The sequence below is a fragment of the Streptomyces sp. NPDC107498 genome, from assembly GCF_055582805.1.
Genome location: NZ_JBVJPE010000004.1, coordinates 62,034 through 88,576, shown reverse-complemented (window position 1 = coordinate 88,576; position 26,543 = coordinate 62,034). Strand labels below are relative to the sequence as shown.

The following is a 26,543-nucleotide window of genomic DNA, read 5'->3' as shown; positions in this document are numbered from 1 at the left end:
TCCCCTCCTGTGCGAGGGGATTTTTCATTTCGGGCAGTTCGTGGCAGTGGGCAGAGACGATCGATGGAGCATCAAGGACCATGACCGAGATCACGACGGCCGCCGAGACGGCGGCCCCTCATCGCTACACGGCGGCCATGGCCGCCGACATCGAGGCACGCTGGCAGGACTTCTGGGACGCCGAGGGAACCTACGAGGCGCCGAACCCCACCGGTGACCTGGCGGGCGACCCCGCCGTCGCCGCCCTGCCCAAGAAGTTCATCATGGACATGTTCCCGTACCCCTCGGGTGCGGGCCTGCACGTCGGCCACCCGCTGGGCTACATCGCCACGGACGTCTTCGCCCGCCACGCGCGCATGACCGGCCACAACGTGCTGCACACCCTGGGCTTCGACGCCTTCGGCCTGCCGGCCGAGCAGTACGCCGTGCAGACGGGCACGCACCCGCGTGTGTCCACCGAGGCCAACATGGAGAACATGAAGGTCCAGCTGCGCCGGCTGGGCCTGGGCCACGACAAGCGCCGGTCGTTCGCCACGATCGACCCGGAGTACTACAAGTGGACCCAGTGGATCTTCCTGCAGATCTTCAACTCCTGGTACGACGACGAGGCCGAGAAGGCCCGGCCGATCGCCGAACTGATCGAGCAGTTCGAGAACGGCACCCGTGAGGTCCCCGGCACGCGCGCGTGGAGCGAGCTGAGCGCCGCCGAGCGCTCCGACGTCCTGGGCGAGTACCGCCTGGCGTACGCCTCCGACGCCCCGGTCAACTGGTGCCCCGGCCTGGGCACCGTCCTGGCCAACGAGGAGGTCACCGCCGACGGCCGCTCCGAGCGCGGCAACTTCCCCGTCTTCAAGGCCAAGCTGCGCCAGTGGAACATGCGGATCACCGCCTACGCGGACCGCCTGCTGGACGACCTGGACGCGCTGGACTGGCCCGAGGCCATCAAGCTGCAGCAGCGGAACTGGATCGGCCGCTCCGAGGGCGCCCGCGTCGACTTCCAGGTCGGCGACGCCGGAGCCATCACCGTCTTCACCACCCGCCAGGACACCCTGTTCGGCGCCACCTACATGGTCCTGGCACCCGAGCACGACCTGGTCGAGAAGATCGTCCCGGCCGCCTGGCCCGAGGGCACCCACGAGGTGTGGACCGGCGGTCACGCCACCCCCTCCGAGGCCGTCGACGCCTACCGCAAGCAGGCCGCCTCCAAGTCCGACGTCGAGCGCCAGGCCGAGGCCAAGGACAAGACCGGCGTCTTCACCGGCGCGTACGCGACCAACCCGGTCAGCGGGCAGCAGGTCCCGGTCTTCATCGCCGACTACGTCCTGATGGGCTACGGCACCGGCGCGATCATGGCCGTCCCGGCGCACGACAGCCGCGACTTCGCCTTCGCGCGCGCCTTCGAGCTGCCGATGCGCTGCGTCGTGGAACCGAGCGACGACCGCGGCACCGACCCGTCGACCTGGGAGGACGCCTTCTCCTCGTACGAGGCGAAGCTGGTCAACTCGGCCAACGACGAGATCTCCCTGGACGGCTTGGGCGTCGTCGACGCCAAGGCGAAGATCACCGCCTGGCTGGCCGACCGGGGCATCGGCGAGGGCACCGTCAACTTCCGCCTGCGCGACTGGCTGTTCAGCCGCCAGCGGTACTGGGGCGAGCCCTTCCCGATCGTCTACGACGAGGACGGCGTCGCCCACTCGCTGCCCGAGTCGATGCTGCCCCTGGAGCTGCCGGAGGTCGAGGACTACTCGCCGCGCACCTTCGACCCGGACGACGCGGACACCCAGCCGGAGACCCCGCTGTCCCGCAACGAGGACTGGGTCAACGTCACCCTGGACCTGGGCGACGGCCGCGGTCCGCGCCGCTACCGGCGCGAGACCAACACCATGCCCAACTGGGCCGGCTCCTGCTGGTACGAGCTGCGCTACCTGGACCCGAACAACTCCGAGAAGCTGGTCGACCCCGCCGTCGAGCAGTACTGGATGGGTCCGCGCGAGGGCATGCCGACCGGCGGCGTCGACCTGTACGTCGGCGGCGCCGAGCACGCCGTGCTGCACCTGCTGTACGCGCGCTTCTGGTCCAAGATGCTGTTCGACCTGGGGCACATCTCCTCGGCCGAGCCGTTCCACAAGCTCTACAACCAGGGCATGATCCAGGCCTTCGTCTACCGGGACGCGCGCGGGATCGCCGTGCCGGCGGCCGAGGTCGAGGAGCGGGACGGCGCGTTCTTCTACCAGGGCGAGAAGGTCAGCCGCGTCCTGGGCAAGATGGGCAAGTCCCTGAAGAACGCGGTCACGCCGGACGAGATCTGCTCCGAGTACGGCGCCGACACCCTGCGCCTGTACGAGATGGCGATGGGCCCGCTGGACGTGTCGCGGCCCTGGGACACGCGCGCGGTGGTCGGCCAGTACCGACTGCTGCAGCGACTGTGGCGCAACATCGTCGACGAGGCGACCGGTGAGGTCACGGTCGTCGACACCGCGCCCGACGAGGACACGCTGCGCGCCCTGCACAAGGCGATCGACGGTGTCGCGCAGGACATGGCCGCGATGCGCTTCAACACGGCCATCGCCAAGATCACCGAGCTGAACAACCACCTGACCAAGTCCGGTGGCGCGGTCTCCCGGCCGGTCGCCGAGCAGCTGGTGCTGCTGGTCGCCCCGCTGGCCCCGCACATCGCCGAGGAGCTGTGGCGCAAGCTGGGCCACACCGACTCGGTGGTCCACCAGGACTTCCCGGTCGCCGACCCGGCGTACGTCGTGGACGAGACCGTGACCTGCGTCGTGCAGATCAAGGGCAAGGTCAAGGCGCGCCTGGAGGTCTCCCCGTCGATCACGGACGCGGAGCTGGAGACGCTGGCCCTGGCCGACCCGCACGTGGTCGCGGCACTGGGCGGCGCGCAGATCCGCAAGGTCATCGTGCGCGCGCCGAAGCTGGTCAACATCGTCGCCGGCTAGCGGCACCCAGGGGTTTCCCCTACGGGCAGGTTGGGGGTTCCGATGGAACCCTCGGCCTGCCCGTTCCGTTTACCGTGGAGGAACCACAGCCGTGGGAAATCGACGGACGCCGGAGGGGCGCACATGGAAGCCACGATTATCACGATCATGGCGCTGCTCTTCTTGTCCTTCGTGGCGCTCGGGGTGTACGTCACCGTGAAGGTCGCGAAGGCCGCCAAGCGCGGGGTCGACCGCACCATCGACCAGGCCCGGCGCACGGTCGAGGACACCACGCTGCGCGCCAAGAGCTTCGGCCAGGCCGGAACCGCGAGCGAGCTCGCCAGGCTCCGGCTCTCGCTGCGCACCTCGATGCGCGCCACCCAGGAGGCGCTGCAGGCGGGGGTCGACGAGGACGCCTCGCTGAAGGAGTCGCTCGACCTGTTCCACCGCCTCAGCGCCCATGGACTCGAACTGGACACGGACCTCAAGCGCCTGGAGCGGGAGCCCGACCGGGCATGGGTGGCCGGCCAGCTGCCCGAACTCGCCGCGCGGACCGAGCGGATCACGGGCTCGGCCGACGCGCTGCGCCGAGCCGCCCGGGAGCGGGCGCTGAAGTTCGCCGAGGACGACCTGTCGTCGCTCAGCGCCCAGATCGACGTGGAGGCGGGTGCCCTGCGCCACTGGACGGGCCCGGACGCCACGCCGGGGACGGCCAGGGCGGCCGGTTCCGGGACGGGGACCGGAGCGGTGGACGAGGCGACGGCCGGTGGATGGGGGCAGCCCGCCCGGCCCGCTCGCGAGACGGGTCCCCGGGCCGGCGGAGAACAGTCCGCGATCACGGCGCCCGATCCCCGCCGGACCGCCCATCCCTGGGAGAAGTCGACCCGCCCGGAGACCACCACCTGACGGTACGGCCCCGAGGGGCGCCGCGCCGGTGGGAGGCCGGACGTCGGGTGGCGCCGGGTGAGGGGCCGGACGGCCCGGGCGGTGCCGTGCCAGACGCGGACGGGGTGGTGAGGGGGGTCGGGCTGCCGTGCGGGAGCCTCGGCGGGTAACCTCCCGCTCATGTCCCGGCATGTCGCGATCGTCACCGATTCCACGGCCTACCTGCCACGCCAGACGAGGGAGCGGCACGCCATCACCATGGTCCCGTTGACCGTCGTCATCGGCGACCGCGCCTTCGAGGAGGGCACCGAGATCTCGGCGAAGGCGCTGGCCGAGGCCTTGCAGAAGCGCCGGTCCGTCACCACCTCGCGGCCGAGCCCCGAGGTCTTCGCCGAGGCCTACCGCAAGGCCGCCGAGGCGGGTGCGCAGGGCGTCGTCTCGCTCCACCTGTCCGCCGAGGTCTCCGGGACCTACGACGCCGCCGTGCTCGCGGCCAAGAACGCCCCCGTGCCCGTAAGGGTGGTGGACACCCGCATGGTCGGCATGGCGCTGGGCTTCTGCGCCCTCGCGGCGGCGCAGGTCGTGGAGGCCGGCGGTTCCCCCGACGAGGCGGTCGCGGCGGCCGAGAAGCGGGCCGCGGGGACGTCCGCCTACTTCTACGTCGACACCCTGGACTATCTGCGCAGGGGCGGGCGCATCGGCACCGCGCAGGCCCTGCTGGGCTCGGCGCTCGCGGTGAAGCCGCTCCTCGAACTCGACGGCGGACGGATCGAACTGCGGGAGAAGGTACGGACGGCCTCGAAGGCCATCGCGCGCCTGGAGGAGATCGCCGTGGAGCGGGCCGGCTCCGGCGCCGTCGACATCGCCGTGCACCACCTCTCCGCACCGGAGCGAGCCACCGCGCTCGCGGACCGGCTGGAAGGGCGCGTACCGGGAATCGAGGAACTCCAGGTCAGCGAGGTGGGGGCGGTCATCGGCGCCCACACGGGCCCCGGCCTCCTCGCGGTCGTCGTCTCGCCGCGCTGAGTCCGGCCGTTCCGACGGTCGGGTTTCGTTCGTCCCTCGCAGGGGTGACGGAGTTTTCCCCAGCGAAGCGCCTGTCCACGGAAGACGGCCGATCTCCGCACGGGCCGGCCGTGATCTCTACCGTCACGGACATGACTCTTCGTACACACATCGCATCGACCACTTCCAGGGCCTCGGGCTCGGCGGGCGCTCCGACGAGCGGGCCCGGACGGGCGCCCGGTTCGGACGGGCGCAGTCGCCCCGGAGGGCGTGGTTCGCCCGCCGGGCGTGCCCGGAGGCGCGTCCGGGCCGGTCAGGCCCCCGCGGCGGCCGGGGGAGCCGTGCGGCGGCGGGCAGACGCCCTGTTCCCGTCGGTGGCACCGACGGTCGCACCGCCGGCGTCGGTGCCGGGAGTTCAGGAGGTGCCGGAAACGCCGGAGGCTCCGGAGCGCGGGTCTCCACCAGGGGTACGCGAGCGGGTGGCCGCGCTGCTCCGTGACCGGACCCCGGTGTGGGTGCAGACCAGGTGCGGGCTCGAACCGAGGGCGCTGGCCGCGCTGACGGCGGTTCTGCTCGTGGCCGCCGGTCTCGCGGGCGGGTACTTCTGGACCGGGCGGCCGGAGCCGGTGCGGGCGCCCGAACTCGTCCGGGCCGCCGCTCCCATGACAGCCGTGCCCGTGCCGAGGGGCGGTTCGGGGGAGGAGCCGGGAGCCGCACCAGGGGCCGGATCGGCACCGGGGCCGGGGCGGGGAGCCGGGGCTTCCGGGACGCGGGTCGTCGTCGACGTCGGCGGCAAGGTGCGCAGGCCGGGGGTGCTGACACTGCCGGCCGGCTCGCGCGTGGCGGACGCCCTGCGGGCGGCGGGAGGGGCGGAGCCCGGCGCGGATCTCACCGGGGTCAACCGGGCGCGCGTCCTGTTCGACGGCGAGCAGATCCTGGTCGGCCTGCCGGGGGCGCCGGCGGCCGGGGCCGATCTGGGCGGTGGCGCCGGAGGCGGTGCGCCGGGGGTGCCGTTGAGCCTCAACACGGCCACGGCGGAACAACTCGACGGCCTCCCGGGCGTGGGGCCCGTGCTCGCCCGGCACATCGTCGACCACCGGACGGAGCACGGCGGCTTCCGGTCGGTCGCGGAACTGCGGGAGGTCAACGGCATCGGCGAACGTCGGTTCGCCGACCTCGAGCCGTTGGTCCGGCCGTGAAGCCGGACGAGGAAACCGGTGGGGAGCGCGACGCGGGACGGTCGTCGTGGCAGGAGGGGCCGGCCGATCTCCGCCTCGTTCCCCTCGCGGGCGCGGCCTGGGCGGCGGCGGCCTGGGCCGTGGGCGCCACCGGGTGGTGGGCGGTGGCCGGCGTCACGGTCTGCCTGGTGGGAGCCCTGATCCTGCTGGTGCGGGGGAGGGGCCGGCGCGGGGGCCCGGGTGGTGGTCGTGGGGTTGCCGTGCCGGGGACCGCGTCGGGGCGGCGGTTACGGGCGACCGCGTGGGCCGGGGTGTTGCTCTGCGCGGCGGCCGGAACCGCCTCGGCAGGGCTGCACGCGGCGGATCTGCGGCGGGGCCCCGTGCCGGAGCTGGCGCGGGAGTACGCGCGGGCGCGGCTGGAGGTGGCGGTGACCTCCGACCCACGCCTCACCCGGCCCAAGGTCCGGGGCAACGCGATGGCGCCGGTCTCGATCGTCCTGGACGGCGAGGTGATCCGGGTCGAGCGGTCGGACGGCTCGGTCCACCGGACCCGGACGCCGGTCCTGCTGATCGTGCCGTCGGGGGAGGGGCGGGAGGAGTGGCTGCGCCTCCTCCCCACCACCCGGCTGCGGGTCGGGGGCCGGCTCGCGCCGCCGCTGCGACCCGGTGAGCCCTTCGCGGCGGTGGTCAAGGTCGACGGGGCCGGCCCCCCGAGGGTCGTCGGTCCGCCGAGCGTCCTGCAGCGGACGGCGGGGGACCTGCGCGCCGGGTTGCGGGAGGCGACCGCCAAGCTCGATCCGGACGCAAGGGCCCTGTTGCCCGGGCTCGTCGTGGGGGACACCTCCAGGATCGGTCCCGAGCTGAGGGACGCGTTCGAGGCGACCGACCTCACCCACCTTTTGGCTGTCTCCGGCAGCAACCTCACAGTGGTGTTGCTGCTGCTCATCGGACGGCCCGGGCGGGCGCACCAGGTGGAGAGGGGCGGGCTCGCGCCACGGATCGGGCTGTCGCTGCGGGTCACGGCGCTGGCCGGGGGAGGACTGACGCTCGCGTTCGTGGTCGTCTGCAGGCCGGACCCGAGCGTGCTGCGCGCCGCGGCCTGCGGTCTGGTCGCGCTGCTCGCGATCGGCACCGGACGCCGGAGGTCGCTGATCCCCGCGCTGGCCGCCGCCGTCCTCGTCCTGGTGCTCTACGACCCCTGGCTCGCCCGGAGTTACGGCTTTCTCCTCTCGGTCCTGGCGACCGGGGCGCTGCTGACGATCGCCCCGCGCTGGAGCGAGGCGCTGCGGCGGCGCGGGGTGCCCGGGCGGGTGGCGGAGGCGCTGGGCGCGGCCCTGGCGGCGCAGGCGGTGTGCGCGCCGGTCGTGGTGGTGTTCGCCGCCCGGGTGAGCCTGGTCGCCGTGCCGGCGAACCTCCTCGCCGAGCTCGCGGTGGCACTGGCGACGGTGTGCGGGTTCGCCACGCTCGCCCTGGCTGCGGTCTGGATGCCCGCGGCGGAGGGACTGGCGTGGGTGGCGGGATGGCCGGCCGGGTGGCTCGCGGGGGTGGCCCGTACGGGCGCCGCGCTGCCGGGGGCCGAGCTGGCCTGGCCCGGCGGGTGGTGGGGCGGCCTCGTGCTGGCGTTGCTCACGGCGCTGGTGGTGCTCGGGATGCGGAGGCTGCCGTACCGGGGCGTGGTCGGCGCGCTCGTCGCCGGGCTGCTCCTGCTCGTGGTGGTGCGGCCGGCGCCGTTGGCCCGGTGGGTCACGGGGTGGCCGCCGCCGGGCTGGGTGTTCGCGATGTGCCAGGTCGGGCAGGGGGACGCGACGGTGCTCGCGGCGGGCGGGGATTCCGCCGTCGTGGTGGACGCGGGCCCCGACCCCGTGCCGGTGGACCGCTGCCTGCGCGAACTCGGGGTGCGGAGAGTGCCGTTGGTGGTGCTCACCCACTTCCACGCCGACCATGTGGCCGGTCTCCCCGGCGTGCTGAGGGGCAGGGCGGTGGGCGCGATCCAGGTCACGGGGCTCGAAGAGCCGCCGGGGCAGGCGGCGTTCGTGCGGCGGACCGCGGCCGCGGCGGGAGTGCCGCTGATCCGTGCGGGGCCGGGTGAGCGGCGGAGGATCGGTGCCCTGGAGTGGCGGGTGCTCTGGCCGTGGACCGGGGCCGTAGGGGGCGATGCCGCCGGGGCGAACGTCGAGGGGCCCAACGACGCCAGCGTCACGCTGCTCGTCCGTGCCGCCGGAGGGCTGAGCCTGCTGCTCCTCGGGGATCTCGAACCGCCGGCCCAGCGGGCGCTGGCGGGGGTGCATCCGGGGCTCGGGTCGGTGGACGTGCTCAAGGTCGCCCATCACGGTTCCGCGCACCAGGACCCCGGTCTGATGCGGGTGGTGCGGCCGAGGCTGGCGCTCGTCTCGGTGGGGCGCGACAACCCGTACGGCCATCCCTCGCCCCGGACGCTGGAAGCGCTGAGGGCGGGCGGCGCGCGGGTGCTGCGGACCGACCGGGACGGGGCCGTCGCGGTGGTGGGGGCGGGGCGCGGCCTCGTGGCCGTGCCGGGAGGGGGTGAGGCGGTCGGGGGCTTGTGAAGAAATCCTTGTAAAGGAATCTTTCTAAAGATATCTTTTCATCATGCCGGAGAACAGAGAGGCTCAGACCGGGGGCGAGCAGCCCCGCAGCATCCGACTCACCGACCCGCGCGCCCTGCGGGCCTACGCCCATCCGCTGCGAATGTCGTTGGTGGGGCTGCTGCGCAGCAGCGGGCCGTTCACCGCGACCCGGGCCGCCGAGCTGACGGGCGAATCCGTGGCCAGCTGCTCCTACCACCTGCGGATGCTCGCCAAGTACGGACTGGTGGAGGAGGCGCCCGGCGGACGGGGGCGGGAGAAGCCCTGGCGGGCCACGGCCCGGTACACGGAGTGGCCGGACCACAGCGAGGACGCGACGGTCGCCGAGGCGGCCGACGCGCTGAGCGCCGCTGTCATCGAGCGCTACTTCGAGCGGGTCACCCGAGCGCTGGAGAACCGGCACCGGTTGCCGAAGGAGTGGCGGGAGGCGGAGGGGTTCGGCGACTCCCTGCTCCACCTCACCCCCGAGGAGCTGACCGGCCTCGGCGAACGGATCGACGAGCTGCTCCGGCCCTACGAGGCCCGCACCTCCGACCCGTCCCTCAGGCCCGAGGGCGCCCGGCCCGTCAGCATCCTGCGAATCGCCCACCTGGACCAGGAAATCCCCGACGACGAAGAGGAATGAACGAGATGGCCCTCGTGGAACGCATACCGGCGCTGTTGCGCGAGCGGACCTTCCGCCGTTACTGGACCGGGCAGACCGTCTCCCTCGCCGGCGACCAGATCTCCCTCATCGCGATCCCGCTCGCGGCCGTCCTGGTGCTCGGCGCCGACGCCACGGCGATGGGCCTCCTCAAGGCCGCCGAGCTCCTGCCCGCCCTCCTGCTCAACCTGCCGCTCGGCGCCTGGGCCGACCGGCAGGCCCGTCGCCGGCGCGCCATGATCGCGGCCGACCTCGGACGGGCGGCGCTCATCCTCACCCTGCCCGTCGCCTACGCGCTGGACGCGCTCACGCTCGGCCAGTTGTACGCGGTGGCCTTCGGGATCGGCGCGCTCACCGTGCTCTTCGAGGTCTGCAACGTCACGCTGTTCGTCGCACTCGTCCCCGCCGAGCGCTACGTCCAGGCGAACTCGTTGGTGAACGGGAGCCGTTCGGCGGCCTGGCTCGCCGGGCCGGGGGTCGGAGGACTGCTCGTGCAGTTCCTCACCGCACCCTTCGCGCTCGTCGCGGACGCGCTCACCTATCTGGTGTCGGCCGGGTACCTGGCCCGGATCGAACCGGTCGAGCCCGCGCCGGCGCCCGTGGCCAAGGGGCACTTCACCGAGGGGCTGCGCTGGGTGGTGCGGGAGCGTTCGATGCGCGCGCTGTTCGCGGCCTCCGGCACGATCCAGTTCTTCACCTACATGTTCAGCACGATCTTCGTGCTCTACGCGACCGCAGAGCTCGGCCTCGGCGCGGGCCTGCTCGGCCTCGTGCTCGCGGCCGGGGCCGTGGGCGGTCTCCTCGGGGCGGTGTGGTGCGGGGCGGTCGTCCGGCGGATCGGCGTCGGCGCCTCGCTCGTCGCCGGCTTCCTCGGATTCACCCTCCCCCTGCTCCTGGTGCCCCTGGCGGGCGGACCGCTTCCGTGGGTGGCGGGCGTGCTGTTCGTCGCGGAGTTCCTCTCCTGCCTCGGGGTGATGTTCGCCGACATCGCCGCGGGATCGTTCCAGATGGCGCTGATACCCGACGCCGTACGGGCCAGGGTCATGGGCGCGTACCGGACGCTCAACCACGGCTTCCGTCCGCTCGGCGCACTCGTCGGGGGCCTGCTCGGCACCGCGATCGGACTGCGCCCCACGCTGTGGATCGCCACCGCCGGGGCCGTCCTCGCCGTGCTCTGGCTGCTGCCCTCGCCCCTGCCGAAGATGCGGGAACTGCCCGTCAAGGAAACCGTCGAGGACGGGAGATCAGTGTCCGTCGGATAGAGAAGGACAGAGAACAGGAGAGGAGCCGAGGGAAGGGCAGACTGCCGGTATGACCACACACGAACCTGCCGCCATCGACGCCTACCTGCGCCGCATCGGTGCGGAGCGGCCGGCGCGCGCGGACGCCGCCGCGCTGCGCGAGCTGCATCTGCTCCATCTGCGGACCGTGCCCTTCGAGAACCTCTCGATCCACCTCGGCGAGCCCGTCGTCCTCGACGAGAAGGCGCTTCTCGACAAGGTGGTCGGCGCCCGCAGGGGCGGGTTCTGCTACGAGGTCAACGCGGCGTTCGCCGTCCTGCTGCGGGGGCTCGGGTACGGGGTCGAGCTGCTCCAGGGGCGGTTCATCGGACCGGACGGGAAGCCGGGCATCCCGTACGACCACATGGCGCTGCTGGTGGAGACGGTGGAGGGGGAGCGGTGGCTGGCCGACGTCGGGTTCGGCGACCACAGTCACTACCCGCTGGCCTTCGACGCGCGCGACGACCAGCAGGACCCGGGCGGGGTCTTCCGGATCGTGGAGGTCGCGGAAGGCGACCTGGACGTGCTGCGGGACGGGAAGCCGCAGTACCGGCTGGAGCGGCGGCCGCGGGAGCTCGCCGACTTCACGGCGGGCGCCTGGTACCACCAGACCTCACCCGACTCCCACTTTCCGCGGTCCCTCATCTGCTCCCGGCTCACCGAGGACGGCCGGATCACGCTCAGCGACCCGAAGCTGATCACCCGCGTCGGCGACGAACGCGAGGAGCGGGTCCTCGACGGCGAGGACGAGGTGAGGAGCGCGTACCGGGAGCTGTTCGGCATCGAGCTCGACGTGCTGCCGACCGTGCGAAGCGGGATCCTCAATTCGGACCCCGAGTAACACTTGCCCCCACTCGCCCCGTTTGCCTCGAACACCCCAACGGTGATCGAATGCGACTTCGTTGCATAGTGAATGAGTCGCACGGGGGTGCGTGAAGAATGTTCGATCGTCTCTTCGGGAACCGGGCGGCGGGAGCCTCGCGCGGTGGCCCGCTCGCCGGCCTCTCCGTCCCCTCCTCGGCGGGCGTGCTCAGCTGCCGGGTGCTCGACCCCGTGCACGAACCCGTCCGACGGGCGGAGTTCGTCGTCAGTGACACGGCGGGCCGCAAGGTCCTGGCCGGTGAGACCGACCCGTACGGCACGGTCCTCGCGACCGTGCCGGCGGGCGAGTACCGGGTCGCCGTCACCTCCGAGGGCTACACGCCCCACCACGCCAGCACCGTCGTCGCCGAGGGCGAACACCGGGGCCTCGGCGACGTCCTGCTCCAGGTCGCGCCCCAGCCCCAGCTCCCGGCGCCGGGCGACTGGGAGATCGACCCCGCGCACTCGCAGATCGGCTTCACGGCGCGCCACATCGGCCTCGCCCGGATTCACGGACGGTTCAACGGCTTCGCGGGCGCGGTCCGGATCGCCGAACGCATGGAGCACTCCGCGATGCACGTCGTCATCGACGCGGCCTCCATCGACACCGGGGTGCAGATGCGCGACGACCACCTGCGCTCCGGCGACTTCCTCGACGTCGGCGCCCACCCGACGCTGGAGTTCTTCAGCGAGCGCTTCGTCCACCGGGGCGGCAGCCGCTGGGCCGTCACCGGAGCGCTCACCCTCCACGGGGTGAGCCGCACGGTGACCCTCGACACCCAGTACCTGGGCCTCGGGAACGGCCTGGAGGGCGAGACCCGGGGTGCCTGCCGGGCCACCACCGAGCTGCACCGGGAGGACTTCACCCTCACCTGGCAGACGCTGCTCGCGCGGGGCATCGCGGCGGTCGGATCCAGCATCAGCATCGACCTGGACGTCCAGATCGTCCCGAAGAAGGGCTGACGGGCGGTCCCGCAGGTCCGCCCGACCCCGGCGGCCCCGTCGGCCCCGTCGGACCTACGGGGCTTCGAGCCAGCCCTCGTACTCGGCGGCCAACGCGTCCAGGGCCGCCGGGTCGAGGCGGGCGTCCGGATCCTCGACGACCACCAGCCACTGGGCGTCCTCGGCGTCGTCCTCCCCGGCCAGGGCGTCCCGTACGAGCTGCGGCTCCTCGGCCACGCCGAAACGGTCGGGAAGCTCACCGGCGACCTCTTCGGCGGCGTCGCGGTCGGGCAGTACGAGTACGTGTCGTTCACTCACCCCGCCATTCTCGTCCCCTTGCCGGAGGGCGGTGTCAGTGGCCCGTGGGATGCTGGGTCGCGATGGCCACCAGAAAGACTTCCCCCGACGACCTCCTCGGCCCCGTGACGCTCGCCGTGGGACAGGAGGACCTGCTCCTCGACCGCGTCGTCCAGGAGGTGGTGGCGGCCGCGCGGGCCGCCGACGCCGACACGGACGTGCGTGACCTCGCCCCCGACCAGCTCCAGCCCGGGGCGCTGGCGGAGCTCACCAGCCCCTCGCTCTTCGCCGAGCGCAAGGTGCTGGTCGTGCGGAACGCGCAGGACCTCTCCGCCGACACGATCAAGGACGTCAAGGCGTACCTGGACGACCCGATCGAGGACATCTCGCTCGTCCTGCTCCACGCCGGCGGCGCCAAGGGCAAGGGGTTGCTCGACGCGGCGCGCAAGGCGGGGGCCCGGGAGGTCGCCTGCCCGAAGACGACGAAGCCGGCGGAGCGGCTGACGTTCGTGCGGCAGGAGTTCCGGGCGCTGGGGCGTTCGGCCACGCCCGAGGCCTGCCAGGCGCTCGTGGACTCGATCGGCAGCGATCTGCGGGAGCTCGCGTCCGCCGTCTCGCAGCTCACGTCCGACGTGGACGGGACGATCGACGAGGCGGTCGTCGGGCGGTACTACACGGGTCGCGCCGAGGCCTCCTCCTTCAACGTCGCGGACCGTGCCGTCGAGGGGCGGGCGGCCGAGGCCCTGGAGGCCCTGCGCTGGTCGCTCTCGACCGGGGTCGCGCCCGTGCTCATCACCAGCGCGCTGGCGCAGGGGGTGCGGGCGATCGGCAAGCTCTCCTCGGCGCGGGGCGGCCGGCCGGCCGACCTGGCGCGGGAGCTGGGCATGCCGCCCTGGAAGATCGACCGCGTGCGGCAGCAGATGCGCGGCTGGACCCCGGACGGGGTGTCGTTGGCCCTCCGGGCGATCGCGGAGGCGGACGCGGGGGTGAAGGGCGGGGGCGACGACCCCGAGTACGCCCTGGAGAAGGCGGTGGTCGCGGTGGCGCGGGCGGCGAGGCTGCGGCGGGGCTGAACGGGCTCCGTGCCGTGCGGGGCGCGTCGTGGTCGGTGCGGCCGATGGGAAGCCGGGCCGTCTCGTGTTCCGCGGGGGGCCGGCCGTGTCGTGTTCCGCGGGGCGGTGCGTGGCCGGTGTCCGAGCGGATCCCCCACCCCGGCCCTTCCCGAAACCCTGCCGGGGACCGGCGGGAGCTGAGGCGGGTTCGTCCTCCGGAAGCTCCCCCCGGACCCCCGGACCCCGGACCCCCGGACCCCGGACCCCCGGACCCCCAGGCCCCCGTAGCCGTTCGGCGGCTTCGCGCCGGTCCTGGTCCGGGTACGGCGAAGGCCCCGTCGGGTCCTGGGGAAGGAGGCGACGGGGCCTTCGGCGTTGTAGCCGGTGGGCTCGCACACGCGTGGCGAACGCGTCCGCGTGCGAATCCCGGGGTGGCCGGGCGGGAGCGGGGTAGAGGGCCCGCTGGATCCCGTACGGCCGATCACATCAGAGCTCAGCCCTGGAGGGAGGCAACCTTGATCGCCAGCGCCGACTTCTTGTTGGCGGCGGCGTTCTTGTGGATGACACCCTTCGAGACAGCCTTGTCGAGCTGACGCGAGGCGGCGCGAGTGGCAACGGTGGCCTTCTCGAGGTCGCCGGCGGCGACAGCCTCACGGGCCTTGCGGATCGCGGTCTTGAGCGAGGACTTGACGGCCTTGTTGCGCAGGCGCGCCTTCTCGTTCGTCTTGTTCCGCTTGATCTGGGACTTGATGTTCGCCACGAAAAGAGCCTTTACAGGTTCGATGTTCCTTCTGGATGCGCCTCGCAGCTGAGAGGGCATGCGAGACACGGCTGTCCACACTATCAGTCGCCCTCGGGGCCGCCCAAACCGGGCGTCGGGCGCCGGGCATGGGACCATGGTCTCTACGTATCCGTTCTGAACATCGCCCGAGACGAGATCCCTGCGTGCCCGCGACTCCTACCCACGTGCCCGAGCCGAGCCGTACCGACCCGGCTCTGATCCGCAACTTCTGCATCATCGCGCACATCGACCACGGCAAGTCCACGCTCGCCGACCGGATGCTCCAGCTGACCGGTGTGGTCGACCAGCGGCAGATGCGTGCCCAGTATCTCGACCGCATGGACATCGAGCGGGAGCGCGGCATCACGATCAAGTCCCAGGCGGTCCGGCTGCCGTGGGCGCCGACCGAGGGGCCGGCCCAGGGCAGTACGCACATCCTGAACATGATCGACACCCCCGGGCACGTCGACTTCACCTATGAGGTCTCGCGCTCGCTGGCCGCCTGCGAGGGCACGATCCTGCTCGTGGACGCGGCGCAGGGCATCGAGGCGCAGACCCTCGCGAACCTCTACCTCGCGATGGAGAACGACCTCACGATCGTTCCCGTGCTCAACAAGATCGACCTGCCGGCCGCCCAGCCGGAGAAGTTCTCCGAGGAGCTCGCCAACCTCATCGGCTGCCAGCCGGAGGACGTCCTCAAGGTCTCCGCGAAGACCGGCATGGGTGTCGAGGCGCTGCTCGACCGGGTGGTCCGGGACGTTCCGGCGCCGGTCGGCGTGGCCGACGCCCCGGCCCGTGCGATGATCTTCGACTCCGTGTACGACTCGTACCGGGGCGTCGTGACCTACGTGCGTGTCGTCGACGGGCAGCTCAACAAGCGCGAGCGCATCCGGATGATGTCGACCGGCGCCACCCACGAGCTCCTGGAGATCGGCGTCTCGTCGCCCGAGATGACCTCCTCCGACGGTCTCGGCGTCGGCGAGGTGGGCTACATCATCACCGGTGTGAAGGACGTCCGGCAGTCCAAGGTCGGTGACACGATCACCTCCCTGAACCAGGGCGCCACCGAGCCCCTCGGCGGCTACAAGGACCCGAAGCCGATGGTCTTCTCGGGCCTCTACCCGCTGGACGGCTCGGAGTACCCGGACCTCCGCGAGGCCCTCGACAAGCTGCAGCTCAACGACGCCGCGCTGGTCTACGAGCCGGAGACCTCCGCCGCGCTCGGCTTCGGTTTCCGCGTCGGCTTCCTGGGTCTCCTCCACCTCGACGTGATCCGTGAGCGCCTGGAGCGCGAGTTCGGGCTCGACCTGATCGCCACCGCCCCCAACGTGGTCTACCGCGTGGTCATGGAGGACGGCAGCGAGCACACGGTCACGAACCCGAGCGAGTTCCCCGAGGGCAAGATCAGCGACGTGTTCGAGCCCGTCGTGCGCGCCACGATCCTCGCCCCGAGCGAGTTCATCGGCGCGATCATGGAGCTCTGCCAGACCCGTCGCGGCACCCTGATCGGCATGGACTACCTCTCCGAGGACCGGGTCGAGATCCGCTACACCCTGCCCCTCGCCGAGATCGTCTTCGACTTCTTCGACCAGCTGAAGTCCAAGACGCGCGGTTACGCCTCCCTCGACTACGAGCCCACCGGCGAGCAGGCCTCCAGCCTGGTCAAGGTCGACATCCTGCTGCACGGCGACAAGGTGGACGCCTTCTCGGCCGTCACCCACAAGGACGCCGCGTACGCCTACGGTGTCCGGCTCGTCGCCAAGCTGCGCGAGCTCATCCCGCGCCAGGCCTTCGAGGTGCCCATCCAGGCCGCCATCGGCTCCCGGGTCATCGCCCGAGAGACCATCCGCGCCATCCGGAAGGACGTCCTCGCCAAGTGCTACGGCGGTGACATCTCCCGCAAGCGGAAGCTGCTGGAGAAGCAGAAGGAAGGCAAGAAGCGCATGAAGATGGTCGGCTCGGTGGAGGTGCCGCAGGAGGCCTTCATCGCCGTCCTGTCGAGCGACGAGTCCTCCGGCAAGAAGAAGTAGTCGGGGCGTCCGCAGTAGCTGCCCTGTACACCGAACGGGTCCACGCGCCGGGTGCGCGGGGGCCCGTTCGTCGTCGCCCGAGTGGGCCCGTTCGTTATGAAGCGACGCCCTGCAGGGCCTTACGCGCCGGTCCTCGGGCCTTTACTCTGATCCCGGCTCGAAGGTTACTCGCCAGTTAGTTACGAACCACCAGCAGGCACCGCCGCCGCCCGGAGGACGTCGTGAGCGACACACAGACCCAGATCGAGAACCGGCCGCCCTCCGTGGCGACCCTCTTCCTTGAGCGCGTCGAGCGGACCCCGGACGCGGAAGCCTACCGCTACCCGGTTCCCGCCGCCTCCGGCCCGGACGACTGGAAGTCGCTCAGCTGGGGACAGGCCGCCGAGCGGGTCTACGCGATCGCCGCGGGCCTCGTCGACCTCGGCGTCCAGGCCGAGGAGCGCGTCGCCCTCGCCTCCTCCACCCGGGTCGAGTGGATCCTCGCCGACCTCGGCGTGATGTGCGCGGGCGCCGCGACCACCACGATCTATCCGCAGACCAACGCCGAGGAGTCGGCGTTCATCCTCTCCGACTCCGAGTCGAGGGTCCTCATCGCCGAGGACGCGGCCCAGCTGGCCAAGGCCGTCGAGCGCCGCGCCGAGCTGCCGCACCTCCGCCACGTGGTCGTCGTCGACGCCACCGGCGTGGAGAGCGACGGCGAGTTCGTCCTCTCCCTCGCGGACCTCGAGGCGCGCGGCAAGGCCCATCTGGTGGAGCACCCCGAGGCGGTCAAGGAGCGGGTCGCCGCGATCACCCCCACGCAGCTCGCCACCCTCATCTACACCTCGGGCACCACCGGCCGCCCCAAGGGCGTCCGCCTCCCGCACGACAACTGGTCGTACATGGCCAGGGCCATCGCCTCCACCGGTCTCGTCACCCAGGACGACGTCCAGTACCTGTGGCTGCCGCTCGCCCACGTCTTCGGCAAGGTCCTCACCTCGGGCCAGATCGAGGTCGGCCACGTCACCGCCGTCGACGGCCGCGTCGACAAGATCATCGAGAACCTCCCCGTCGTCCAGCCGACCTACATGGCGGCCGTGCCCCGCATCTTCGAGAAGGTCTACAACGGGGTCGCCGCCAAGGCCCGTGCCGGCGGCGGCGCCAAGTACAAGATCTTCCAGTGGGCGGCCGACGTCGCCCGCGAGTACGCCAAGGCCACCCAGGACAACTTCCGCCGCACCGGCACCGCCTCCGCGCCCTTCGGCCTCTCCGCGAAGCACAAGGTCGCCGACGCCCTCGTCTACGCCAAGATCCGCGAGGCCTTCGGCGGCAACCTGCGCGCCTGCGTCTCCGGCTCGGCCGCCCTCGCCCCCGAGATCGGCTACTTCTTCGCCGGCGCGGGCATCCACATCCTGGAGGGCTACGGCCTCACCGAGTCCTCCGCCGCCTCCTTCGTCAACCCGGGCGAGGCCTACCGCACCGGCACCGTCGGCAAGCCGCTCCCCGGCACCGAGGTCCGGATCGCCGACGACGGCGAGATCCTGCTGCGCGGCCCCGGCATCATGGAGGGCTACCACGGCCTGCCGGAGAAGACCTCCGAGGTCCTGGAGTCCGACGGCTGGTTCCACACCGGCGACATCGGCGAGCTGTCCGCCGACGGCTACCTCCGGATCACCGACCGTAAGAAGGACCTGATCAAGACGTCCGGCGGCAAGTACATCGCGCCGGCCGAGGTCGAGGGCCAGTTCAAGGCCGTCTGCCCGTTCGTCTCGAACATCCTCGTCCACGGCGCCGACCGGAACTTCTGCACCGCCCTCATCGCCCTCGACGAGCCCTCCCTCCTCGGCTGGGCCGCCGAGCACGGCCTCGGCGGCAAGTCGTACGCGGAGGTCGTCGCCGACCCGCGGACCGAGAAGCTGGTCCAGGGCTACGTCGACCGCCTCAACGAGGGCCTCCAGCGCTGGCAGACGATCAAGAAGTTCCGCCTGCTGCCGCGCGACCTCGACATCGAGCACGGCGAGCTCACCCCGTCCCTGAAGCTGAAGCGGCCGGTCGTCGAGCGGGAGTACAAGGACCTCATCGAGGACATGTACGCGGGCTCCCGCGAGGCCTGAGCGGCGGGGCGGGACCTTCGCCCCGGGCCGTCACCCCGGGCGGTACGGGACAATGGGGCCCATGCCTTCCGTACTGCCCGATGGTGAGTCCGTTCCCGACGACGGGGCGCTGCCCCCGCACGCCCTCGAAGGGGCCGGGGAGCGGCCGCTCGGGTTCTACCTGCACGTGCCGTACTGCGCGACCCGCTGCGGCTACTGCGACTTCAACACGTACACGGCGAGCGAGCTGCGCGGTACGGGCGGCGTGCTCGCCTCCCGCGACAACTACGCCGACCAGGTCGTCGAGGAGATCCGGCTCGCCCGGAAGGTCCTCGGCGACGACCCGCGGCCCGTGCGGACCGTCTTCGTCGGCGGCGGCACCCCGACGCTCCTCGCCGCCGGGGACCTCGTGCGGATGCTCGGCGCCGTCCGGGACGAGTTCGGGCTCGCGGACGACGCCGAGGTGACGACGGAGGCCAACCCGGACTCCGTCGACCCCGCCTACCTCGCCGAGCTGCGCGCCGGTGGCTTCAACCGGATCTCCTTCGGCATGCAGAGCGCCCGGCGGCACGTCCTGAAGGTCCTCGACCGCACGCACACCCCGGGACGGCCCGAGGCGTGCGTCGGCGAGGCGCGGGCCGCCGGGTTCGAGCACGTCAACCTCGACCTCATCTACGGCACGCCCGGGGAGTCCGACGACGACTGGCGGGCCTCGCTGGAAGCGGCGATCGGCGCCGGTCCCGACCACGTGAGCGCCTACGCCCTGATCGTCGAGGAGGGCACGCAGCTCGCCCGGCGCATCCGGCGCGGCGAGGTGCCCATGACCGACGACGACGTGCACGCCGACCGCTACCTGATCGCGGACTCCGTCCTGGCCGAGGCCGGTTTCCAGTGGTACGAGGTCTCCAACTGGGCCACCTCCGAGGCCGGCCGCTGCCTCCACAACGAGCTGTACTGGCGCGGCGCCGACTGGTGGGGGGCCGGGCCCGGGGCGCACTCGCACGTGGGCGGCGTCCGCTGGTGGAACGTGAAGCACCCCGGCGCGTACGCGGCGGCGCTCGCGGACGGCCGGTCGCCGGGTGCCGGGCGGGAGCTGCTGTCGGACGAGGACCGGCGGGTGGAGCGGGTGCTCCTCGAACTGCGGCTGCGGGAGGGGGTCGAGCTGTCGATCCTCAGGCCGGCGGGGCTGGCCGCGTCCCGGAAGGCCCTGGAGGACGGACTCCTCGCGCCCGAGCCGTACGCGGGCGGGCGGGCGGTCCTGACGCTGCGGGGGCGGTTGCTGGCGGACGCGGTGGTGCGGGACCTGGTGGACTAGGACGGCGCCCCGTCGTCGTGGGCGGCCGCTCCGCCGGGGCGGCGCCCATCCCGTCGCGGGCCGCGCCCACCGGGCCCCCGTTGTGGGCAGTCGTTCCGCTGGGGCGGAACGGGTGGGCACAACGGAACGGCGCCCTTGCCGGCGCCAGAGGCTCCCGCGCCCTGACCCGCACCGGGCTGTACGGCGCACTCGTGGTGCGGGTCCAGGCGCGGAACGCGGAGGCGCCGCCAGGGGCGCCGTCCGTTGTGCCCACCCTCCCCTAAGCTCTCGGCTCCGCTGACCCCCTCGCCCAGCGGGACGATTGCCCACACGGGGAGGGGTGGGCCGGGGCGCCGCCCCGGAGCGCGCGGGCCCGCACGGCGGGTGGGCCGGGGCACCGCCCAGCCGGGCGCGGGCCGCACGGCGGGTGGCGGGGAGGGCACCGCCCGGCCGGTGCGGGCTCCATGCGGAGGTGGGCGGGGTGCCGTCCCGCCGGGCTACGGTGCCGTCACGAAGTCGATCAGTTCTTCCACGCGGCCCAGCAGCTCCGGTTCCAGGTCCTTGTAGGAGCGGACGCGCTTGAGGATCGCCTGCCAGACCGCGCCCGTGTTGTCCGAGGGCCAGCCGAGGGCGCGGCAGACGCCCGTCTTCCAGTCCTGGCCGCGGGGGACCGCCGGCCAGGCCGGGATGCCCAGGGAGGACGGCTTCACCGCCTCCCAGACGTCGATGTACGGGTGGCCGACGACCAGGACGTCCGGTGAGGTCACCCGCGCGGCGATCCTCGACTCCTTCGAGCCCGGGACCAGGTGGTCCACCAGGACGCCGAGCCGGGCGTCCGGCCCCGGGGCGAACTCCGCGACGATCGCCGGCAGGTCGTCGACGCCCTCCAGGTACTCCACGACCACGCCCTCGATCCGCAGGTCGTCGCCCCAGACCCGCTCCACGAGCTCCGCGTCGTGGCGGCCTTCGACGTAGATCCGGCCCGCCCGCGCCACGCGCGCGCGTGCGCCCGGGACCGCGATCGAGCCGGAGGCCGTACGGGCGGGGCGGACCGGTCCGCCCGACGCCGGACGGACCAGGGTCACGACCTTGCCCTCCAGGAGGAAGCCGCGCGGTTCCAGCGGGAAGACCCGGTGCTTGCCGAAGCGGTCCTCCAGGGTCACGGTGCCCGCCTCGCAGCGGATCACCGCCCCGCAGAAGCCCGTACCGACCTCCTCGACGACCAGGTCGTGGTCCGCCGGGACCTCCGGGACGGGCGCCGACCTCTTCCAAGGGGGCGTCAGATCGGGGTTGTAGCTGCGCATTCGCGCGACGTTATGACACCTCGAAGCGGCGTGCCAGTTCCTCGCGCTGTGTCCGGACGAACGTGGCGTCCACCACGGCCCCGTGCCCCGGCACGTACGCCGCCTCCTCGCCGCCCAGGGCGAGCAGCCGGTCCAGGGCGTCCGGCCAGCGGGACGGGATCGCGTCCGGGCCCGCCTGCGGCTCGCCCGACTCCTCCACCAGGTCCCCGCAGAAGACGATCTCGCGCGGACCCGGGACGCAGAGCGCCAGGTCGTGGCCCGTGTGGCCGGGGCCCACGTTCGCCAGGAGGACCTGACGGCCGCCCAGGTCGAGCGTCCACTCGCCCGTGACCACGTGGCCGGGGGCCACCAGGGCGTCCGTCGCCTCCGCCGCCGCCCGCGGGTCGACCCCCTGCCGCACCGCGTCCCCGTACAGCTCCTTCCGGGCCCTCGCCCCGCGCAGGAGGTCGTCCGAGCCCACCGCGCCGAAGACCTCCGCCCCGGGGAACGCGGCCGTGCCGAGGACGTGGTCGAAGTGGGGGTGGCTGAGTGCGATGTGCGTCACCTTCCGGCCGCCCGTGAGCGCCGTCACCTGCGCCCGCAGTTCGGCGCCCTCCGCGAGCGTGGACCCCGTGTCGTACAGCAGAACCGCCCGTGTACCCAGGACGAGACCCACCGTGGCGTCCCAGCCGGGCAGCCGTCGTCGGCCCACCCCGTCGGCGAGCCGCTCCCATCCGTGCGCTTCCCAATCCGTCTCCATGGGGCGACGCTAACCGGTGCGGACGCCGCCTCCTTGCCAGGAGCGCTGCACGCCGCCGTACACTGACCGGGGGATCGCTGGCACTCGGGCAGGGCGAGTGCCAAAAGCGGAGCAACCGGAACGACGACGCCAGCTGGAGGTGCGCACGATGCTCAGCGAACGCAGACTCGAGGTCCTGCGCGCCATCGTCCAGGACTACGTCGGGACGGAGGAGCCGGTCGGCTCCAAGGCGCTCACCGAGCGCCACAAGCTCGGCGTGTCGCCCGCCACCGTCCGCAACGACATGGCCGTGCTCGAGGAGGAGGGGTACATCGCCCAGCCCCACACGAGCGCCGGGCGCATCCCCACCGACAAGGGCTACCGGCTCTTCGTCGACCGGCTCGCCGGCGTCAAACCGCTGTCGACGCCCGAGCGGCGGGCCATCCACAACTTCCTCGACGGAGCCGTGGACCTCGACGACGTCGTCGGGCGTACGGTACGACTGCTGGCCCAGCTGACCCGCCAGGTCGCCGTCGTCCAGTACCCCTCGCTGACCCGCTCGACCGTCCGGCACGTGGAGTTGCTCTCGCTGGCCCCCGCTCGCCTGATGCTCGTCCTCATCACGGACACCGGCCGGGTGGAGCAGCGCGTGGTCGACTGCCCCGCACCCTTCGGCGAGACCTCGCTCGCCGATCTCCGGGCCCGGCTCAACAGCCGGGTCGTCGGCCGTCGGTTCGCCGACGTGCCGCAGCTGGTGCAGGACCTCCCCGAGTCCTTCGAGGAGGCCGAGGACCGCGCCACGGTCTCGACCGTGCTCGCGACCCTCCTCGAAACGCTCGTCGAGGAGCACGAGGAGCGGCTGATGATCGGCGGCACCGCCAATCTCACCCGCTTCGGACACGACTTCCCCCTGATGATCAGGCCCGTCCTGGAAGCCCTGGAGGAGCAGGTCGTGCTCCTCAAGCTGCTCGGCGAGGCCAAGGAATCGGGCATGACCGTACGCATCGGGCACGAGAACGCCCACGAGGGGCTGAGCTCCACGTCCGTCGTCTCGGTCGGCTACGGTTCGGGCGGCGAGGCAGTCGCCAAACTCGGCGTGGTCGGACCGACCCGCATGGACTACCCCGGAACGATGGGAGCGGTACGCGCAGTGGCACGTTACGTCGGACAGATCCTGGCGGAGTCGTAAGTGGCCACGGACTACTACGCCGTACTCGGCGTGCGCCGCGACGCCTCCCAGGACGAGATCAAGAAGGCCTTCCGGAGGCTCGCGCGCGAGCTGCACCCGGACGTCAATCCCGATCCGAAGACGCAGGAACGCTTCAAGGAGATCAACGCCGCCTACGAGGTCCTCTCGGACCCGCAGAAGAAGCAGGTCTACGACCTCGGCGGCGACCCGCTCTCGGCCTCCGGCGGCGGTGGCGCGGGCGGCGGCTTCGGAGCGGGCGGCTTCGGCAACTTCTCCGACATCATGGACGCCTTCTTCGGCACGGCCTCGCAGCGCGGCCCGCGCTCGCGCACCCGCCGCGGCCAGGACGCCATGATCCGTCTGGAGATCGACCTCAACGAGGCGGCCTTCGGCACCACCAAGGACATCCAGGTCGACACGGCCGTCGTCTGCACCACCTGTTCGGGTGAGGGTGCCGCGCCCGGCACCTCCGCGCAGACCTGTGACATGTGTCGCGGCCGCGGCGAGGTCTCCCAGGTCACGCGGTCCTTCCTCGGCCAGGTCATGACCTCCCGCCCCTGCCCGCAGTGCCAGGGATTCGGCACGGTCGTGCCGACGCCGTGCCCCGAGTGCGCGGGCGACGGCCGCGTGCGGTCCCGCCGTACGCTCACGGTCAAGATCCCGGCCGGCGTCGACAACGGCACCCGCATCCAGCTCGCGGGCGAGGGTGAGGTCGGCCCCGGCGGCGGCCCCGCCGGCGACCTGTACGTCGAGATCCACGAGACCCCGCACGAGGTCTTCCAGCGGCGCGGCGACGACCTGCACTGCACGGTCACCATCCCGATGACGGCGGGCGCGCTCGGCACCAAGGTGCCGCTGCAGACCCTCGACGGCGTCGAGGAGATCGACATCCGCCCGGGCACGCAGTCCGGCCAGTCGATCCCGCTGCACGGGCGCGGCGTCACGCACCTGCGGGGCAACGGCCGGGGCGACCTGATCGTGCACGTCGAGGTGACGACCCCGAGCAAGCTCGACGCGGAGCAGGAGCGCCTCCTGCGCGAACTGGCCAAGCTGCGCGGCGAGGAACGGCCCACGGGGCAGTTCCAGCCGGGTCAGCAGGGGTTGTTCTCGCGGCTGAAGGACGCGTTCAACGGGCGGTAGGCCCGTGTGAGGCCCATGGGCAGGGAAAGGGGCGGCATCCATGCATGGATGCCGCCCCTTTCCCTGCCCGCCCCGGTGGCATGACACGATGCCCATATGTCCACCACCGCACTGAACGATCTCTCTCGGTTTCCGATCGTGCAGGCCCCCATGGCGGGTGGCGCCTCCTGTCCCGAGCTCGTCGGAGCCGTCTGCGAGGCCGGGGCGCTCGGCTTCCTCGCCGGCGGGTACAAGACGGCCGGAGGCCTGTACCAGGAGGTCAAACGGGTGCGCGGGCTCACCGCCCGCCCCTTCGGGGTCAACCTCTTCATGCCGCAGGACGGGCGGCCCGCCGACCCCGCCGCCGTCGAGGTCTACCGCCACCAGCTCGCGGGCGAGGCCACCTGGTACGACACCCCGCTCGGCGAGGCCGACGACTCCCGCGACGACGGCTACGACGCCAAGCTGGCCATCCTCCTGGAGGACCCGGTCCCCGTCGTCTCCTTCACCTTCGGCTGCCCGGCGAAGGCGACCTTCCACGCCTTCGACCGCGTCGGTACGTACACGATCGTCACCGTCACCTCCGTCGACGAGGCCCTCGCCGCGCAGCGGGCCGGCGCCGACGCCGTCTGCGTCCAGGGCGTCGAGGCCGGCGGACACCAGGGCACGCACCGCGACGACCCGGCCGACGGAGGCGCCCCCGGCACCGGGCTCCTCACCCTCGTCACCCAGGTCCGTGAGGCCGTCGCGCTGCCGGTCGTCGCCGCCGGCGGCATCATGCGGGGCGCGCAGATCGCGGCCGTCCTCGCCGCCGGGGCCGACGCCGCCCAGCTGGGCACCGCCTTCCTCCGCTGCCCCGAGTCGGGCGCCCACCCGCTGCACAAGCAGGCCCTGACGGACCCGCTGTTCACCCGGACCGTCCTCACCCGGGCCTTCTCCGGGCGTCCGGCGCGCGGCCTCGTCAACCGCTTCGTGCGCGAGCACGGGCCGTACGCCCCCGCCGCCTACCCCGAGATCCACCACCTCACCGCCCCGCTCCGCAAGGCCGCCGCTGCCGCCGGCGACGCCCAGGGCATGGCCCTGTGGGCCGGCCAGGGCCACCGCCTCGCCCGGGACCTCCCCGCCGGGCGGTTGGTCGAGGTGCTGGCCGCCGAACTCGACACCGCCCTCTCCGACCTTTCCGGGCCCGCCCCCAGGAGCGCCTCATGACCGCCCCCGTCTTCGTCGTCGACAGCGTCCCCGGTGCCGGGAGCTTCCTCCTGGACGGGCCCGAGGGGCGGCACGCCGTCTCCGTGAAGCGGCTGCGCGCCGGCGAGGAGCTGGTCCTCGCCGACGGGCGGGGCCGCTGGGCCGAGTGCGCGGTGGTCTCCGCCGAGGGCAAGGACGAGCTCACCGTGCGGGTCGACGAGGTCCACGAGGACCCCGAGGAGGAGCCGCGCGTCACGGTCGTCCAGGCCCTCCCCAAGGGGGACCGGGGCGAACTCGCCGTCGAGACCATGACGGAGACCGGCGTGGACGCGATCGTGCCCTGGGCCGCCGCCCGCTGCATCACCCAGTGGAAGGGCGACCGGGGCCTCAAGGCGCTCGCCAAGTGGCGCTCCACCGCGCGCGAGGCAGGCAAGCAGTCGCGCCGCACCCGCTTCCCGGAGGTCGCCGACCCCATGACGACCAAGCAGGTCGCCGCCCTCCTCGCGGGCGCCGACTTCGCGGCCGTCCTGCACGAGGACCGCGACCACCCCAGCGGGACGCTCGCCACCGCCGAACTCCCGGCCAAGGGTTCGATCGTGCTCGTGGTCGGCCCCGAGGGCGGGGTCTCCCCGGACGAGCTCGCCGCCTTCGAGGCCGCCGGGGCGAAGCCGTACCGCCTCGGCCGCAGCGTCCTGCGCACCTCCACGGCCGGTACGGCGGCCACGGCCCTGGTCCTGGGCCGCACGGGCCGCTGGAGCTAGACCGTTCCCGTCAGGGCGTCGTAGAGAGGCCAGGCGTTCTCCTCGCGGACGCCGTGGGCGGTGGGGAGGAGGCCGCGGGCCGCGGCCTCCTCCAGGAACCGGCGGACGACGCCGGGCCTGTTCAGGTTCAGGACGTCGCCGTCGGCCGAGGCCACGTCGCCCAGGCCGAAGGGGTATCCGGCCACGACGCGGCCCGGGCCGCCCCGGAAGACCAGCCGGAGCTGCGCGTGGCGGTGCTCCTCGCGGCGCAGCGAGAGCACGGTCCGGCAGTCGGGGTGCCGGTGCCGGACGTTCCAGAGCCACACGGTGCCGTCCACGGTCAGCCTGCGCGGCGCGCCTTCCCGTCTCATGCCGCGCACCCTACGCCCCGCGTGCTGCCGAACCCGGTGGACAACGGCCCCCGGACGC

At 72.7% G+C, this 26,543-nt stretch carries 22 protein-coding genes; 17 read left to right on the top strand and 5 right to left on the bottom strand.

Features of this window, described 5'->3' with window-relative positions:
- Positions 1–80: 80 nt before the first annotated feature.
- From leuS to ACZ66Z_RS08665, 9 genes are all read left to right on the top strand, one after another.
- Positions 81–2,954 carry a leucine--tRNA ligase gene (leuS, locus tag ACZ66Z_RS08705; RefSeq protein ID WP_469933276.1) on the top strand — a complete coding sequence of 958 codons (2,874 nt, stop codon included), beginning with the start codon at positions 81–83 and terminating at the stop codon, positions 2,952–2,954.
- Positions 2,955–3,077: 123 nt separating this feature from the next.
- Positions 3,078–3,839 (top strand): hypothetical protein, encoded by a 762-nt coding sequence (locus ACZ66Z_RS08700; RefSeq protein WP_469933275.1) that lies wholly within the window; start codon positions 3,078–3,080, stop codon positions 3,837–3,839.
- Between the two features lie 159 nt (positions 3,840–3,998).
- Complete coding sequence (locus ACZ66Z_RS08695; protein ID WP_469933274.1) at positions 3,999–4,844, top strand: DegV family protein; 846 nt, start codon at positions 3,999–4,001, stop codon at positions 4,842–4,844.
- A gap of 458 nt (positions 4,845–5,302) precedes the next feature.
- Positions 5,303–6,022, top strand: a complete 720-nt coding sequence (locus tag ACZ66Z_RS08690) for a ComEA family DNA-binding protein (protein ID WP_469933273.1) — start codon at positions 5,303–5,305, stop codon at positions 6,020–6,022.
- Positions 6,019–8,565, top strand: coding sequence for a ComEC/Rec2 family competence protein (locus ACZ66Z_RS08685; RefSeq protein ID WP_469933272.1), 2,547 nt, complete (start codon positions 6,019–6,021; stop codon positions 8,563–8,565). The genes ACZ66Z_RS08690 and ACZ66Z_RS08685 overlap by 4 nt, the downstream gene beginning before the upstream one ends.
- A gap of 43 nt (positions 8,566–8,608) precedes the next feature.
- On the top strand, positions 8,609–9,229 hold the full coding sequence (locus tag ACZ66Z_RS08680) for a winged helix-turn-helix domain-containing protein (RefSeq protein WP_469933271.1): 621 nt from the start codon (positions 8,609–8,611) through the stop codon (positions 9,227–9,229).
- 5 nt (positions 9,230–9,234) lie between these two features.
- Positions 9,235–10,509 (top strand): MFS transporter, encoded by a 1,275-nt coding sequence (locus tag ACZ66Z_RS08675; protein WP_469933270.1) that lies wholly within the window; start codon positions 9,235–9,237, stop codon positions 10,507–10,509.
- A gap of 49 nt (positions 10,510–10,558) precedes the next feature.
- The gene (locus ACZ66Z_RS08670) at positions 10,559–11,368 is read left to right on the top strand and encodes an arylamine N-acetyltransferase family protein (RefSeq protein ID WP_469933269.1); all 810 of its coding nucleotides are present in this window, start codon (positions 10,559–10,561) and stop codon (positions 11,366–11,368) included.
- A 98-nt stretch (positions 11,369–11,466) separates the two neighbouring features.
- Positions 11,467–12,351: a YceI family protein gene (locus ACZ66Z_RS08665; protein WP_469933268.1), complete on the top strand. Its 885-nt coding sequence runs from the start codon at positions 11,467–11,469 to the stop codon at positions 12,349–12,351.
- A 54-nt stretch (positions 12,352–12,405) separates the two neighbouring features.
- Here ACZ66Z_RS08665 and ACZ66Z_RS08660 read toward each other — a convergent pair whose 3' ends face one another.
- The gene (locus ACZ66Z_RS08660) at positions 12,406–12,648 is read right to left on the bottom strand and encodes a hypothetical protein (RefSeq protein ID WP_030684879.1); all 243 of its coding nucleotides are present in this window, start codon (positions 12,646–12,648) and stop codon (positions 12,406–12,408) included.
- 62 nt (positions 12,649–12,710) lie between these two features.
- Between ACZ66Z_RS08660 and holA the strand changes: the two genes are divergently transcribed.
- Positions 12,711–13,700, top strand: coding sequence for a DNA polymerase III subunit delta (holA, locus tag ACZ66Z_RS08655; protein ID WP_469933267.1), 990 nt, complete (start codon positions 12,711–12,713; stop codon positions 13,698–13,700).
- A 472-nt stretch (positions 13,701–14,172) separates the two neighbouring features.
- Here holA and rpsT read toward each other — a convergent pair whose 3' ends face one another.
- Entirely contained in the window at positions 14,173–14,439 is a 267-nt protein-coding gene (gene rpsT / locus ACZ66Z_RS08650) for a 30S ribosomal protein S20 (RefSeq protein ID WP_093876150.1), read from the bottom strand.
- A gap of 185 nt (positions 14,440–14,624) precedes the next feature.
- Between rpsT and lepA the strand changes: the two genes are divergently transcribed.
- From lepA to hemW, 3 genes are all read left to right on the top strand, one after another.
- Entirely contained in the window at positions 14,625–16,490 is a 1,866-nt protein-coding gene (gene lepA, locus ACZ66Z_RS08645; protein ID WP_093876151.1) for a translation elongation factor 4, read from the top strand.
- A 221-nt stretch (positions 16,491–16,711) separates the two neighbouring features.
- A complete protein-coding gene (locus ACZ66Z_RS08640) occupies positions 16,712–18,583 on the top strand; it encodes an AMP-dependent synthetase/ligase (RefSeq protein ID WP_469933266.1) in 1,872 nt (623 codons plus the stop codon).
- Between the two features lie 52 nt (positions 18,584–18,635).
- Entirely contained in the window at positions 18,636–19,877 is a 1,242-nt protein-coding gene (gene hemW, locus ACZ66Z_RS08635; RefSeq protein WP_469933265.1) for a radical SAM family heme chaperone HemW, read from the top strand.
- Positions 19,878–20,353: 476 nt separating this feature from the next.
- Here hemW and ACZ66Z_RS08630 read toward each other — a convergent pair whose 3' ends face one another.
- Both ACZ66Z_RS08630 and ACZ66Z_RS08625 read right to left on the bottom strand, forming a co-directional pair.
- The gene (locus tag ACZ66Z_RS08630) at positions 20,354–21,160 is read right to left on the bottom strand and encodes a DUF3097 domain-containing protein (protein WP_469933264.1); all 807 of its coding nucleotides are present in this window, start codon (positions 21,158–21,160) and stop codon (positions 20,354–20,356) included.
- Between the two features lie 10 nt (positions 21,161–21,170).
- Complete coding sequence (locus tag ACZ66Z_RS08625; RefSeq protein WP_469933263.1) at positions 21,171–21,899, bottom strand: MBL fold metallo-hydrolase; 729 nt, start codon at positions 21,897–21,899, stop codon at positions 21,171–21,173.
- A 148-nt stretch (positions 21,900–22,047) separates the two neighbouring features.
- Here ACZ66Z_RS08625 and hrcA point away from each other — a divergent pair, with 148 nt between their 5' ends.
- The 4 genes from hrcA to ACZ66Z_RS08605 all read left to right on the top strand — a co-directional run bounded on the left by hrcA (position 22,048) and on the right by ACZ66Z_RS08605 (position 26,135).
- Positions 22,048–23,067, top strand: coding sequence for a heat-inducible transcriptional repressor HrcA (hrcA, locus tag ACZ66Z_RS08620; protein ID WP_352017636.1), 1,020 nt, complete (start codon positions 22,048–22,050; stop codon positions 23,065–23,067).
- Positions 23,068–24,207 carry a molecular chaperone DnaJ gene (dnaJ, locus tag ACZ66Z_RS08615; protein WP_093876158.1) on the top strand — a complete coding sequence of 380 codons (1,140 nt, stop codon included), beginning with the start codon at positions 23,068–23,070 and terminating at the stop codon, positions 24,205–24,207.
- A gap of 96 nt (positions 24,208–24,303) precedes the next feature.
- Positions 24,304–25,395, top strand: a complete 1,092-nt coding sequence (locus ACZ66Z_RS08610) for a nitronate monooxygenase (protein WP_469933262.1) — start codon at positions 24,304–24,306, stop codon at positions 25,393–25,395.
- Positions 25,392–26,135 carry a 16S rRNA (uracil(1498)-N(3))-methyltransferase gene (locus tag ACZ66Z_RS08605; protein ID WP_469933261.1) on the top strand — a complete coding sequence of 248 codons (744 nt, stop codon included), beginning with the start codon at positions 25,392–25,394 and terminating at the stop codon, positions 26,133–26,135. Before ACZ66Z_RS08610 ends, ACZ66Z_RS08605 begins: the two co-directional genes overlap by 4 nt.
- Here the strand turns inward: ACZ66Z_RS08605 and ACZ66Z_RS08600 are convergent.
- A complete protein-coding gene (locus ACZ66Z_RS08600; RefSeq protein ID WP_469933260.1) occupies positions 26,132–26,485 on the bottom strand; it encodes a hypothetical protein in 354 nt (117 codons plus the stop codon). The genes ACZ66Z_RS08605 and ACZ66Z_RS08600 overlap by 4 nt on opposite strands.
- Between the last annotated feature and the right edge of the window lie 58 nt (positions 26,486–26,543).